At 68.3% G+C, this 12,756-nt stretch carries 9 protein-coding genes and 16 pseudogenes; 5 read left to right on the top strand and 20 right to left on the bottom strand.

Features of this window, described 5'->3' with window-relative positions; all coding sequences use genetic code 11:
• Positions 1 to 87: 87 nt before the first annotated feature.
• From FF86_RS05685 to FF86_RS41145, 3 genes and pseudogenes are all read right to left on the bottom strand, one after another.
• Positions 88 to 789 carry a Clp protease N-terminal domain-containing protein gene (locus tag FF86_RS05685; protein ID WP_082121735.1) on the bottom strand — a complete coding sequence of 234 codons (702 nt, stop codon included), beginning with the start codon at positions 787 to 789 and terminating at the stop codon, positions 88 to 90.
• A gap of 136 nt (positions 790 to 925) precedes the next feature.
• Positions 926 to 1,499: pseudogene (locus FF86_RS05680) on the bottom strand (NADH-flavin reductase); the annotation flags it as partial.
• Between the two features lies 1 nt (position 1,500).
• Positions 1,501 to 1,690, bottom strand: a pseudogene (locus tag FF86_RS41145) (hypothetical protein); the annotation flags it as partial.
• A 61-nt stretch (positions 1,691 to 1,751) separates the two neighbouring features.
• Between FF86_RS41145 and FF86_RS05675 the strand changes: the two are divergent.
• From FF86_RS05675 to FF86_RS65355, 3 genes and pseudogenes are all read left to right on the top strand, one after another.
• The gene (locus tag FF86_RS05675; protein WP_082121737.1) at positions 1,752 to 2,135 is read left to right on the top strand and encodes a helix-turn-helix domain-containing protein; all 384 of its coding nucleotides are present in this window, start codon (positions 1,752 to 1,754) and stop codon (positions 2,133 to 2,135) included.
• Positions 2,136 to 2,443: 308 nt separating this feature from the next.
• Positions 2,444 to 2,527, top strand: a pseudogene (locus FF86_RS65360) (hypothetical protein); the annotation flags it as partial.
• A gap of 1 nt (position 2,528) precedes the next feature.
• On the top strand, positions 2,529 to 2,647 hold a 119-nt coding region (locus FF86_RS65355; RefSeq protein WP_396229788.1), incomplete at its 5' end, for an ice-binding family protein.
• Between the two features lie 683 nt (positions 2,648 to 3,330).
• Here the strand turns inward: FF86_RS65355 and FF86_RS65350 are convergent.
• The 16 genes and pseudogenes from FF86_RS65350 to FF86_RS41120 form a co-directional block, all read right to left on the bottom strand.
• A pseudogene (locus FF86_RS65350) lies at positions 3,331 to 3,732 on the bottom strand (protein kinase); the annotation flags it as partial.
• 1 nt (position 3,733) lies between these two features.
• Positions 3,734 to 4,115, bottom strand: a pseudogene (locus FF86_RS65345) (serine/threonine-protein kinase); the annotation flags it as partial.
• A 1-nt stretch (position 4,116) separates the two neighbouring features.
• Positions 4,117 to 4,231 (bottom strand): hypothetical protein (locus tag FF86_RS65340; protein ID WP_396229787.1); only part of this gene is annotated, 115 nt, incomplete at its 3' end.
• A gap of 8 nt (positions 4,232 to 4,239) precedes the next feature.
• A pseudogene (locus tag FF86_RS65335) lies at positions 4,240 to 4,424 on the bottom strand (tetratricopeptide repeat protein); the annotation flags it as partial.
• Between the two features lies 1 nt (position 4,425).
• Positions 4,426 to 6,173: pseudogene (gene fxsT / locus FF86_RS65330) on the bottom strand (FxSxx-COOH system tetratricopeptide repeat protein); the annotation flags it as partial.
• Between the two features lies 1 nt (position 6,174).
• Positions 6,175 to 6,767: pseudogene (locus FF86_RS65325) on the bottom strand (TIR domain-containing protein); the annotation flags it as partial.
• 1 nt (position 6,768) lies between these two features.
• A pseudogene (locus FF86_RS65320) lies at positions 6,769 to 6,887 on the bottom strand (hypothetical protein); the annotation flags it as partial.
• Between the two features lies 1 nt (position 6,888).
• On the bottom strand, positions 6,889 to 6,978 hold a 90-nt coding region (locus FF86_RS65315), incomplete at its 3' end, for a hypothetical protein (RefSeq protein ID WP_396229786.1).
• Positions 6,979 to 7,618: 640 nt separating this feature from the next.
• On the bottom strand, positions 7,619 to 8,692 hold the full coding sequence (locus tag FF86_RS05655; RefSeq protein ID WP_044884131.1) for an LLM class flavin-dependent oxidoreductase: 1,074 nt from the start codon (positions 8,690 to 8,692) through the stop codon (positions 7,619 to 7,621).
• Positions 8,689 to 8,859, bottom strand: a pseudogene (locus FF86_RS41140) (OsmC family peroxiredoxin); the annotation flags it as partial. The pseudogene FF86_RS41140 and the gene FF86_RS05655, both read right to left, overlap by 4 nt.
• A 1-nt stretch (position 8,860) precedes the next feature.
• A partial coding sequence (locus FF86_RS41135; protein ID WP_242418247.1) for an OsmC family protein occupies positions 8,861 to 9,462 on the bottom strand: 602 nt, incomplete at its 3' end.
• A gap of 379 nt (positions 9,463 to 9,841) precedes the next feature.
• Positions 9,842 to 10,642, bottom strand: a pseudogene (locus tag FF86_RS05645) (ABC transporter transmembrane domain-containing protein); the annotation flags it as partial.
• A gap of 1 nt (position 10,643) precedes the next feature.
• Positions 10,644 to 10,687: pseudogene (locus tag FF86_RS41130) on the bottom strand (hypothetical protein); the annotation flags it as partial.
• Between the two features lies 1 nt (position 10,688).
• On the bottom strand, positions 10,689 to 10,741 hold a 53-nt coding region (locus FF86_RS61900; RefSeq protein WP_255355715.1), incomplete at its 3' end, for a hypothetical protein.
• A 356-nt stretch (positions 10,742 to 11,097) separates the two neighbouring features.
• A pseudogene (locus tag FF86_RS41125) lies at positions 11,098 to 11,236 on the bottom strand (TMEM175 family protein); the annotation flags it as partial.
• Between the two features lies 1 nt (position 11,237).
• Positions 11,238 to 11,410 (bottom strand): TMEM175 family protein (locus FF86_RS41120; protein WP_255355714.1); only part of this gene is annotated, 173 nt, incomplete at its 3' end.
• 297 nt (positions 11,411 to 11,707) lie between these two features.
• Between FF86_RS41120 and FF86_RS05635 the strand changes: the two are divergent.
• Both FF86_RS05635 and FF86_RS41110 read left to right on the top strand, forming a co-directional pair.
• A pseudogene (locus FF86_RS05635) lies at positions 11,708 to 12,031 on the top strand (peroxiredoxin); the annotation flags it as partial.
• Between the two features lie 22 nt (positions 12,032 to 12,053).
• Positions 12,054 to 12,157: pseudogene (locus FF86_RS41110) on the top strand (peroxiredoxin); the annotation flags it as partial.
• 284 nt (positions 12,158 to 12,441) lie between these two features.
• On the opposite strand, the pseudogene FF86_RS05630 reads toward FF86_RS41110, so the two are convergent.
• Positions 12,442 to 12,693: pseudogene (locus tag FF86_RS05630) on the bottom strand (metal-dependent hydrolase); the annotation flags it as partial.
• Between the last annotated feature and the right edge of the window lie 63 nt (positions 12,694 to 12,756).

Genomic DNA, 12,756 nt, shown 5'->3' with positions numbered 1-12,756 from the left:
CTGGACGGAACTGCTTCCCCTGATCGGAAATCCGCCGCTACCCGGCGCTCGCCGCGACCTGCGACCCGTCCGACCTGAGTGCCGCGATCACTCGGGTGAGGTGGACGGCGATGGGGTCTCGCCGCCGGTCTGCAGGTCTGCTGCTATCTGGGCGCGTTCCGCGAGCAGGGCCTTCTCGCGTTCGCGCATCGCGGTCGCGGCGGTGAAATCGCCCGCGTCGATGGCTGCGTCCTTCGCCGCCCGCGCCTGGCTGAGCTGCCCGGCGATCTCACGGGTCCGCGCGTTGGCTCTGGTGATGGCCGCCCGTGGCGGAGAATACGTCGTCTCGGACGGAGGGGCTTCCTGCGTGGCGCCGGTGGCGGCGATGGCGGCGAGAACTCGGCGGCCGGCTTCCTCGGGGTCGACGCCGAGACGGACGAGGATGTCGACGGCGACACCCTCGTCCTCGTCCAGCAGTCCGAGCAGGAGATGCCCGGGGCCGATGAAGGTGTGGTGGAGCCGCTGAGCCGCACGCAGCGACTTCTGCAGGACCTTCTTCGCCCGCGGGGTGAACGGGATGTGCCGTGGTGTTGTGTGCTCGCTCGCGCCGACGGCCGCCACGACCGCCGACCGGCCGTCTGCCAGCGTGAGTCCGTACGAACCCAGTACGGCATCCGCCGGCCCGGTGTCGTCGTGGAGCAGGCCGAGCAGGAGGTGTTCCACGCCGATCCGGTCATGGCCGAGCGACCTGGACTCCTCCTGCGCGTGGACAACGACCAGCCGGGCGCTGTCGGTGAATCTCTCGAACATCCGCGACCCTCCTCGGGTTCCCTTCCGCTCGACACCGACGCGGTCGACCCCATCATCAACCACCTCGACGGCGGCCGCCGAGAATTCACCGCAGGGGAGCGCAGCTGGCGCGCTTCCACCCGCTGTCCGCGGGCGGTCAGGCACTCGATTCCGGCGCTCCTTCCTGCACGGTTTCCGTCGGCGGAGGCAGAACGGCAACCTGGGTCTGGTGCAAGGTCGGGGTTTCGGCCTGGTCCGCTACCGCGTGCGCGAGTTGGCCGTAGCCGAGCACGCCCTCGAAAAGGCGGCGGTCGAGCGGCGGTTCGACGAGAACGTAGCCCGCCGAATCAGCCGCGCCGTCGGCCTGCAACCCCGCCGGTGGGGTGACGACCAACCAGTCGAGTTCGGACGCGTAGCGGCGCAACGCGGGCAGTTCACGCGCGTGCGCTCGCGCGAACGGCAACAGCCACGGCGGGAAGACCGCGGAGTCGTCCATGACCATTCGCCCGTCGGCCATGGTCAGCGTGGCAAACAACCCGATCGTGATCAGCCGGGTGGCCGACGATGTCCGCGCGCCGCCGACGACAGTGGCGACGATGTGTTCGTAGAACGCTTCGTCAAAGCCGTCGAACGAGGGCGGCGGCGCCGTGAAGGGCGTCACCGCGACCACGATGACGTCGGCGTCGCGCAGAACGTCGACGAGGTCGGCGCCGCGGGTGGCATCCGCCTCGNCCACCTCGACCCCGAGATCTCCCAGCGACCGGTGCCGACCGGCGTCGCGTACCACGCCGGTCACCCGATGCCCGCGGGTGACGAACTCCTGGCTGACGGCGCGTCCCGCGCGACCACCGGCACCGAGCACGGCGACCCGTGCCGGTGCACCCGGTCGAGATACCGCCCGGACGGGTTGTGTTCCTGTCATGGCGGCCAACCTAGAACGCGGTAGGCCGGTTACCGCAACGTGACCGGTTACCGTTGGCGGTGTGGAGAAGACGGCCGACGCCCCGACCTTCGACCCGGCCTGCCCGATGAGCGCCTTCCCGGTGCAGATCGGCGACAAGTGGACCGCGATGGTCGTCCTGTGTCTCGAGGCCCGGCCCCGACGGTTCTCCGAGCTCAGGCAGCTCCTCGGCTCGGTGAGCGCGAAGGTCCTGACCGACACCCTCCGCGCGATGGAACGTGACGGCCTGGTGAGCAGAAGCGTCTTCGACGAGAACCCACCCCGGGTGGAGTACCGGCTGACCGCGCTCGGCCGGACGCTGCTCCAACTGGTCGACGCGGCCCGGAGCTGGGCTCGGGACAATCTCGACGACCTGCTGTCGGCCCGCCGGCAGCACGACGACATGCCACTCCCGTCGCCGAGGTAGGTAGGTCGTCCGGTCACGCGAAGACGCGCGGGCGCCGCCGCCCTGATCACGGGAGCCCTGATCACGGGAGCCCTGGTTCGGTCGTCGGGGCCGGGCGCGTCTCGTGGTCGGCGTCGATTGCCTCGGTGATGGACGTAGCGGGCGTACGGCTGGCCCACGGCGGCGTCGAGCACGGGCAGTAAGCGGTGTCGCAGAACTGAGCCGAACCCTGGTCTCGAGCCTGCCGCTCGCGGCGAAATTCCAGCCAGATCCGGATCGGGTGCCCGCCGGTCGGCGGTGCGACGACCGTCCCGATCGGGGTGATCGCGATGGTCGGAGCCACGACCGCCAGCGCGGCCACCCCGACGGTTCTCACAGCGTCCGCAAGCAATGTGAAGCTGGTCAACGGCGCGNAGGCAGCCAACGTCTTCTGGATTGTCGGTAGCTCCGCCACCCTCGGCACCTACTCCGTTCTCAGTGGCAACATCCTGGCAAGCGTCTCACCCGTCACCTACGAACTCATTGGCTACTGAACCCCGCGCCGCCCGCGCCGGCGAATACCGGCGCGGGCGGTGACATACACTTCAGGCCGCGCCCGGCACACGACGCGTTGATCGCCGCCACAGCTCAGGTGCACAGCCTCGTCCTCGCCACCCGCAACGAGTCCGGCTTCGCTCCCCTGGGTGTTCCACTCGTCAATCCCTGACTGGCGGGATGACCTTCACCGGCTGCTCATCGGCCAGGAAATCCAGGATGCGACGCCGCGAGGAACGAGCCGGTGGGCGCGCATCGTAGAACATTCGCGACGGAGGCGAGTTGTCCAGACGACGGTGCAGGGATGCTGCGCGGGAAGGCGGTCGCACGTCGTAGGGCATGCGGACCTCGGCGGATTCTGGTGAGATCCGATCCAGACTGTCTGTCGGCGGCGCCAGTTCCAGCCGCCGAGCGCCGACGGCCGCTTCGGTGAGATCGCGAGCGTCAGGTTCGTCGGCGTCAGGTTCGTCGGCGTCGGGCTCGTCGGGCTCGTCGGGGTCGGGTAGGGCGCTCTCCCAAAATCTGACGACATCGACCGCCATCGCCCCGGCGATCATCGTCGGCGCATTGTGTATATCCGGCAGGTCACCGTCGGAGCTCTGACCGCTCCGCAGGGATTCCGGTGACTTTATGACCCCGGGGGCACCTCCGGAGAGAATGACCGTCGTCCATGCCGCGCGANCGTTCTCCGGGCTTTCGGGCGGGGATCCGGGGGGCAGGACCTGATCCACCGACTGAACGGTCGCGACGTTCGCCCGCGATTTCCAGTCGTCCCCATAGACCTCACTGGCCGCCCGCGCAAGGTCAAGCGCGAACTCCTGCCCCGACGAGGGCCGGGCCGCCGGCTCTCGTTCGAGCGCCTTCATGATGACATCCGCGATCGGGCGGCGGACGCCGGGTGGCAGCGGCGGTCGGTCCTCGGCCAGCAGGCGGCGGACATAGCCGGCAATAGAACTGCCCCCGTCATGCACCTGTCCGCCGAGCATTTCATAGAGAAGCGTCGCAAGACCGTAGAGATCGGTCGCGGGTGTCAGCCTCGATCCTGTCAGCTGTTCGGGCGCCATGTACCTCGGCGTGCCGATCGNCCGCCCGGTGAAGGTGGCATCATCCAGTATCTTCGCGATCCCGAAGTCCACCAGCTTGGGAACGCCCGCGGCCGAGAAGAGGACGTTGCTGGGCTTCACATCGCGATGCAGGACCCCCATCCTGTGCGCATGGTGCAGCGCCTCCGCCAGTGCGATTCCCACAACATAGACGTCTATCTCCGAGAGCGGTCCGGCCTTCTGGCGCCTGGTCAGCGTCCCGCCAGGAAGAAGCTCCATGACGATTATCTGGAGATGATCTATCTCAATATAGTCGTAGACCCGGACGATGTTGGGATGATCGAGCCTGGCCAGAACCCGCGCCTCATCCGCGAAGCTGAAATCGAGTCCACCGAGGTGACCGAGGATTTTGATCGCCACTTCCNGGTCCAGAAAGCGGTGCCTAGCCCCGAGCACAAAACCGAAACCACCCTGCCCAAGGGGTGCGCCGATGTCATAGGAGGACAACCCCTCGGCAATAAGCCGCTTGTCGAAGATCACGATTCGANGTCCCTGGTCGGCGGCCACGCCTGGCCGAGGAGGTCGACATCCATCGCGAGATGCCGGTTCGACAGAATCGTCTCTGGATGTTCGTCACCAAGGATCTTGCGGCGGCCGAGCAGTGTCTGTTCGTCCAGCTTCCGCGCTGCTTCGTACTCACCCGCTCGCCGTAGGTCTCCTGCCAGGTTGTCGGNCGATCTCAGGGTCTCCGGATGATCATCGCCCAGCGCCACGCGTCGGCCCTCGAAGGTTTCCTCGTCCAGAGCTCGAGCCCGGTCGTGCTCACCGAGTCTGTTGAGCTGGTAGGCAAGATTCTCGACCACCCCGAGGGTGGTCGGGTGGCAGTCCCCGAGAACTCGGCGGGAGCGGATGACGGTCTCCTCGTAGAGATCCCGCGCGTCATTGTGCCGACCGAGGTTCGTCAGGTCGGAGGCGAGGTTGCTGGCGGACATGAGCGTGCCAGGATGATCCGGTCCCAGAGCTTCAAGCCGGCGAGTGCGAACCTCGTCGTCCAGCCCCAGAGCATCCTCGTACTGTCCGAGGCGACGCAGGTCGGCGGCGAGGTTGCTCGCCGAGGTAAGCGTGTCGGGATGGTCCGCGCCGAGCGCCTCGCGCCGCTGGTCCAGCGTCTTCTGATCGAGCGCGCGGGCTTCTTCGTGGTGGCCCAGCCACCACAGGTCGGCGGCGAGGTTGTTCGCTGACGTCAATGTGTCCGGGTGATCTTCGCCCAGTATGGCCCGACGCGTGGTGAAGGTCTCCTCGTCGAGTCTCCGGGCCTCCTCGACCCTGCCCAGGCGGTTCAGACCGGCCGCCATGTCGCTGGCCGCCGCCAGAGTCGCAGGGTGATCGTTCCCGAGTCGGGCCAGAAGACGGCGGTGAACATCCTGGTCCAGGTCGAAGGCCTCCTGGTAGCGCCCCAGGTCGGTATAGGTGCGGGCCAACGTGGTCTGCACCGCAAGTCGATGCGAGTCATCAGGTTCCGTGGTGTGCTTCCACCGCCTGAAGGCGTCGCCGACGAGCCGGTGCGCGATGTCGGTCTCTCCCCGCTCGATCAGGTACGAAATCGTGTCCAGAAGGAGGTCGCGGCAACCAGCGTCCTCGCTTGATCCCAGGTCGGCGGCCAGCAGGTGCGGCAACAGCCGCCGATAGTCGTCCCAGGAGGCCGGGTCGGTTGGATCGCCCGGCCGAGCGGCCACCAGGATCGCCTGCACCGTCCACCGCATCCTGCTCGCCTTGCCGGGATCCTCACCGAGCCGATCACGGATCAGGGCCTGAACGATCCGGTGCAGCTGGAGTGTGCCGCGTTCGATGCGGGCAAGGCTGTAACGACCGATCAGGCCTCTGGTGACCGGGAAATCAAGATCGTCGGCGACGAGTTCCGCCAGGAGGGCCGGCAATGCGACACGACCCGCCTTGAAGAGCTCGAATGGTATTGGCTCCGGGGCGAGGAAGGCCGCGATGTAGAGCAGTTCCACCGCTGCCGGATCCTGTCCCTCGAGCCGTTCCATGGAGATCTTCCAGCTTGCCGCCAGCGTCTTTCCGTACTCCCGCTGACGACCCTGCGACATGATTTTTATGGCCCGGGACCTGAGAAGTGTGAGGTACCTTTCGGTCGTCTCGCCTGTTTCATGGAGGAAGGCTGCGGCCTGGGCCAGCGCGAGCGGCAGGTCACCCAGCGCGTGGGCGAGTCGTTCGGCTTCGTCATCCTTCACGTCCCCAGCCCTCGACTGCACCAGTGCAATCGCTTCGGAACGACTCAGCTCCTTGACTTCGAGTCGGCCACCGACACCACCGTGCCCATGCGGATTGCGGGACGTTATGATGGTGTGCCCGCTTCCCCCGGTCAGGGGCCACCGGGTGATGGCGTCGCTGTCCTCGGCGTTGTCAAGAATCAACAGCCAGCGCACTCCGTCCAGAAGCCTGCCGTCGGCATCCACGAGCCNCTGGGCCGAACGATCGGATTCCTTGAGGCGTTCGGTCAGCCCAGCCAGCTTTTCGATGAAAAGTTCGGGCTGTTCGGCATCGACCCACCAGGCGAGATCATAGTCGCCGGCATGCCGGTGCGCGTACTCGACCGATAGCTGGGTCTTACCGACTCCACCCATTCCGTGAATGACCTGAGCAGTGGAGGTCCCAGTCGACAACAGCCTCGCCCGAAGTTCGACGAGGAGGTTGTCCCGGCCGACGAAGTCGGGGTTCCGGTCGGGAAGATTCCAGATCTCGGGCAGAGAGCCCGGAAGGCGAGGCTCCGTTCCGGCCGGTTCAGGTGGAGGAACCTGCTGCGGCGGGAAGACGGGCTCGCCGTCCGGACGACTTGGACCCCGAGCGGCCTCGAGGAGCCGACGTTTCGTGGTGGCATGGTCCAGTCCGAACAGGTCGACGTGGATTCTGCTCCGAAGAACGGGCGGCACCTCCACGGCTTCGATGCGGACGGGCAGCAACCGGTCGCGGCCCTCCTCGTCGCGGCACAGGGCCTCGGACCACTCGACCACGCTGTTGCGTGCGGGATCGAAGTAGGCCGGCGAATAGATGGCGANCACCCGGTCCGCACGGGCCAGCGCCGTGGACAGGGCATCGATCCAGTTACGACCTGCCGGCCAGTCCCATACGTCGAGCTCCACCCTGTAATGAAAATCTTCCGCGTACGTCAGCTGCCNGGCGATCCATTCCGCCCACGGCCTGTCGTGCGGCGCATAGCTGATAAAGAAATCCAGATGTTCCGGCGCCCCCCGCCGCGCTTCCTCCACGCTCACCGCCAAGACTCAGAGATCCGCGGCATCGAGTCTATCCTGGCACGCCGGGCCATGAGAAGGCCGCCCATGAACGCCAAGGCGCGGTGGTGCCCCTGTCGGCAGGCATCGATGTAGCGGGGTGCCACTGTGTCGCGGTGCGACCGCTGGCTCCTTCGCAAGTCGTGACCGAATTTCATGCTCGGCTCGCCGGGCCGATTCGTCACCACTACGCGCCCGTGCCCTCGTAACGCCCCAGCTCAGAGTCCAACGAGTCCGGATCGCCGGGTGGAGATAGCCGCACCCGGAGCACCGTTCGGTGCGTGTGCGGGTCGGAACCGGATGGGGACGGCATCCCAGGTGGGCTGGGACGGCGCTGGCCGGCAGATATCCCTTGCCCTTCGACCTGGAAGGCCAGGCGGTGCCCGTCAGCCGACCAGGCCATGGTGGCCCTCCCGACTGCTCGACGTGGTACCGGTCGGCCCGTCCCGGGAGGCCGTTGCACGAGCCGGGATTCCGGCTGAACTACGACCCCTCGCGGCGCAGCACGCAGAGGTCGTCGGTGATGGCGCGGAGCAGGCGCAGCCCGCTGAAGGGGGCGATGTCGACGACGAGGGTCTGCCGCGAGATCATCATTTGTGTCCGGTCGGCGAGCTGGTCACCCGGGCGTCCTGAGCAGCGGCAACAGCTGGTTCCCCTGACGCTCGATCTCCTGCAGATAGGGCGTGTCCGACAGGACGAAGTGGGTGATCCCCAGTTCGGCGTACCGGCGCAGGGATTTCGCGACGTCCGCCGCCGAGCCGACCAGCCAGGTCGTGCCGGCGCCCTCGCCGCCGATCCGACCCGGCGCGGTGTAGAGGTTGTCGTCCAGGACCTCACCGCGCGTCTGCAGGTCGAGCAGGCGCCGCTGGCCGACGGCGTCGAAGCGGCCGCGGCCTTCGGGAAGGTCATCCTGACGGGCAGCCAGGTCGGCGACCTTGGCCTCGGCGTCGGCCCAGGCCTGCGTGGTGGTGTCCCGGACGACGGTGGTGACACGCAGCCCGAACTCCAGCGGCGGGTGCTCGCGGCCCAGCTTCTCGCTCAGCTCCCGCAGGCGCGCGATGCGTTCGGCGATGCCGTCGAGCGGCTCACCCCAGAAGAGCTGGACGTCCGCCTCCGCGGCCGCGACCTGCTCTGCCGCGGCGGAGGCCCCGCCGAAGTAGAGCTTCGGGTGGAGCCGGCCCGGGCGCGCCTGGACCCGGGAACCGAGGGTCGAGCCGGTCACCTGGAAGTGCTCGCCGCGGTGGGTGACGTCCTGTTCGGTCCACAGCCGGCGGACCAGTCGCATGAACTCGCCGGTGCGGGCGTAGCGCTGCGCCTGGCCCGCCTCGCTGTCGCCGTACGCCGCGAGCTCGTCCCGGCCCGAGACGATGTTGACCCGCACCCGCCCGCCCGACAGGTGGTCGAGGGTCGCCGCAGCGGCGGCGAAGTGCGCCGGGCCCCAGTAGCCGGGACGCACGGCGATGAGCGGCTCGAAGCTGGCCGTACGCGCCACCAGGGCCGTGGCGACGGTGAAGGTGTCCGGCCGGCTCCATCCGGCGCCGAGCAGCGCTCCCCGCCAGCCGTGCCGCTCGATCGCGACGGCCTGCCGGGTCAGCGTGTCGAGACTGTTGTGGCCCGCCACCGTGTCGTCGCCGCGGTGCCCGGGCCGTCCTTCGTTGGGGATGTACCAGAGGAACTCCGCCTCGGTCATCCGTGGTCTCCCGCCTGCACCTCGACCGACAGCTCGGGTGCCGGTCCCCCGCTCGGAGCGTGGACCAGCGAACCGGTAATCGTCTGGGGGTTCGTGAACAGGGCAAGGAGCGGGCACTCCGCCTCGACGGTCTGGTAGAGAATCTCGATCTCCTCGGCCGTGGCCGGNGAGATGACGGAGGCCTGGTAGGTGATGTTGTGCGGTTCCCGGGGCACATCCTCGAAGCCGGGCCGGCCGGCCCGGGGTTCCATCTGGCCCTCGACCTCCACCCTGATCTCGTCGAGCGGTATGTCCAGGCGGGCGGCGACGATCTCGAAGACGTGGGTCAGGCAGCTGGCGAACACGCCGAGGACGAGCTCGGGTGAGCTGGGCCCGAGGTCGTCACCGGCGTAGTCAGGGGGCGAGTCGCTGAGGATCTGATGCTCACGGATCCGGATCCGCCGGACACCGCTGCGTCCGTCGGCGACCGACTGCGCCCGCAGCACCGCCGGACCCGACAAGGTGCCCGCGGCGATCGCGCCCTCGCGGGCCAGCACGGCCGCGCGCTTGTGGACGAGAAACTCCCGCAGGCCAGGGCGCGCGGCAGCTGAGGTGGACCCGTCCCGCGCGGTGCCGTGACTGCCGACGGTGACATGGCTGCCGACGGTGACATGGCTGCCGACGGTGACATGGCTGGCACGGTTGCCGTCACCCGGCGCCGCGCTGACCGTGGCGGGCTGCCGGGCGGCAAGACCGGGCTCGCCGGCCGTCGAGGTATCGGTCGTCGGCATGACGTTTCCCTCCAGGAACAGTGGTGCCCACATGCCACACCACACGGCCGGGCGCACGCAACATCACGCCATGCTTCCGTAACACCCGAACAACAACCTGGCAGCGCCCCTGNCCGCCGTGGACCGGGGCAGAACCGTCCTCCTGACACTCCTGCACACCTGACCCCACCGACGCCGCCCGTCTCGCCAGCCTGACGGAAGAACTCCTGGCCGATCTCGACCACAGCTCAGGCACTCCGCGTTGACCGGAACGGCTGGCTGTGCAGACGGACGCCGGAACTGCCCAGCGAAGGAGGAAGCTGGTCGGGAACCTGGCGATGATCATGACTGTCCGTACCCGCGAAGGCCCCTTCAGCCACGCTGTCCAGGCCACGGAGATCTAGCCAGGGTTCTCGAAGTCCGTGACAAGAGCGGCGTAGCGTCCACCCCGCACCAGCAGCTCGTCATGGGTACCGATTTCGGTCACGCCGCCGGTGTCGACGACGACGATCCGGTCCGCGCCGCGTGCCGTCGACATCCGGTGGGCCACGACGAGCACGGCCCGGTCGGCCGTCGCCGCGATCACCGCGGCCTCCACGAGCTTCTCCGTTCCGGGGTCGAGCCCGGACGTGGCCTCGTCGAGCACGACGACGTCCGCACCGAGCAGGCACACGCGGGCGAGCGCGACGAGCTGCCGCTCGCCCGCCGACAGCAGCGACCCGCCCTCGCCGACCTGGGTGGCGAGACCGTCGGGCAGGCTGTCGAGCCAGCTGCCGGCGCCGACCGACGCCAGTGCCCCAGCCAGCTCGTCGTGGGTGGCGCCGGGTCGCACCGCCCGCAGGTTGTGCGCGAGCGTGCCGGTGGTCAGCTGGCCCTCCTGGACGACCATCACGATCCGCGACCGCAGTGCGCGCCGGGTCACGTCTCGCAGGTCCACGCCGGCGTAATCGAAGGCGAGGAGCAGGTAGAGCACGAAGGCGCTGAGGGTGCCCACGCTCACCGCGTCCCGCGCGGCGAGGGCGCCGCCGACGCCCAGCACCGCCTGCGTGAACGGCACGACTCCGAGTTGGACGGCGTCCTGTAGCGCGTCGACGTCGGCGGTCATCCGGGACACCAGTACCCCTGCCGGGGTGCGGTCGAAGTAGCGAACCGACATCGACATCACGTGGTCGACGGTGCGGCTTCGCAGCTCGCGCACGAANCACTCACCGATCCGTCCCACCAGCTCGACCTGCAGCCGGGAGAGNACCAGACCAGCCAGCGCCAAGCCCAGATAGAGCAGGCCGGCGCGGGTGACCACACCGGTGTCGGGCCGGCCTTCCACCGGTCCTTCGTCGACGGCCACGTTTCCGGGTCAGTCCGGGGCTCCGAACTCGCGCACGGCACGGCCGATGCGGCGGTCAGGGACGATCCAGATCAGCGCGACGACGGTGTAGCAGCCGGTTGCGATAATGACGCCGACCTTGCCGTGGGTGTCCACGAACTGCGCGGACAGTATTCCGGCGAGATAGAACAGCGGCGAGATCCTGCCCTTGAGATCCCATCCGACGGCCCGCCTGAGCTCGGAGTCAGGGCCGTGCGCCCGGATGACCACCCCTTGGAGCACGGAGTAGGCACAGGCCGCGGCCAGCAGGTTCACACCGAAGAGGACGACCNGGAAGCGCGCGTAGTCCGTCTCATCCATCCAGGCGGTCGTGAACGGGAACAGCGACAGGCAGAACAGCAGGCCGAGGTTCGCCCAGAGAACGCCACCGGTCACCCGGCGGGCCAACTGGAACATGTGGTGATGGTTGTTNCAGTAGATCCCGACATAGACGAAGCTGAGGAGATAGCTGAGCAGGCCCTTCCCCGTGCTGTGCCGCAGATCCGCGAACGTGTGCCCCTCGGGGACCTTCAGCTCGAGCACCATGATCGTGATGATGATGGCCAACACACCATCACTGAACGCCTCCAGACGACTGGTCCTCACCGGACCGCCCCGTCGACGCCGTGACCGACCACCGTCATGCGCGCAGCCGCACGCCTCACCCCTGTCCCCATGCCGTCATCAGACCATCCCCCGGCCAGGAGCCGCGGCGGTGGTGCATCGCGTTCTGCCGCCAGGTGGCCGACAGTCCGACCGGGCCGCGCCGATCGGGCGTCGTCGGCTGCTCCTCTCGTGCGGGGCGTCACCGGGTCGGGATAGCGTACGGAATCAGCCGTCGCTCCGACGGCCCTGGGCGCCGGGCCGATGCCTGTCGCCCAGCCCGAGGTGAGGAGCGCACAGATGCTGCGTGTCGGCGACACCGCGCCGGACTTCGAGCTGCCAGACGAGACCAACACCCCTCGCAGGCTTTCCACCCTCCTGACCGACGGTCCGGTCGTCCTGTTCTTCTACCCGGCGGCGATGACCAGGGGCTGCACCGCGGAGAGCTGTCATTTCCGGGACCTCGCGGCGGAGTTCGCCGAGGTCGGCGCCCAGCGGGTCGGTATCAGCACGGACACCGTGGCCAAGCAGAAGAAGTTCGCCGACAAACACTCCTTCGACTATCCGCTGCTTTCGGACGCCGACGGCAGCGTGTCGCGCGCGTTTGGCGTGAAGCGGCCGATCNACCTGCTGCGGGTCAGGCGCNCCACCTTCGTGATCGGCACGGACCAGGTCGTCATCGAGGTCATCAGCAGTGAGCTGAACATGAACACGCACGCCGACAGGGCGCTGGCCGCGTTGGGCAGATAGGACGGCCGGCACGGTCCGTCGCCTGACGCACGGGCCCGACCGCCAGATGTGCCGCGTCCACCCGGGGTACTGATTCCAGGTTGCCCGGCGGCAACAGGCAGCCCGTCTGACCGCGGCGGCGGACAGATCGCCGACGACGGTGAGCGGGTCATGCAGACGCTTTCACGTGAGACCTGTCGTGATCGTCTCGACGCCCCGCACCGCGCCGGAGGAGACAGCGCCACCCGCTCACCTGGCCAGCCCGATAGCCGAGGGCTGGCCGGATGAACGCGGTCAGCCAGGCGTCAGCGCAACCCGTGGGAGAGCAGGGCGCCGTCCAGCACGTGGACCGTCAGGATGACGATGACGCCGGCCAGCACGGGCACCACCACGAGGCGTTCGACCCGCCCGTCGGTGCGGGGGACCAGGACGACCTCCATCCGCCAGTTCACCGGCCAGAGCAGGAGGCAGCCTCGGGGGGTCAGGCAGTCACCGATCAGGTGCGCAAGGCACCCCAGGACAACCGGGTAGGCGACGAAGCTCATGTCCAGGCCGTGTGAGGTGCTGCCCGTTTCACGGACACGCGATAGTTGGACTATATCAGCTTTACGCCGCCTCCG

The organism is Frankia sp. CpI1-P, assembly GCF_001421075.1.
Lineage (GTDB): Bacteria > Actinomycetota > Actinomycetes > Frankiales > Frankiaceae > Frankia > Frankia torreyi.
This window is presented reverse-complemented; position numbering and strand designations above follow the sequence as displayed.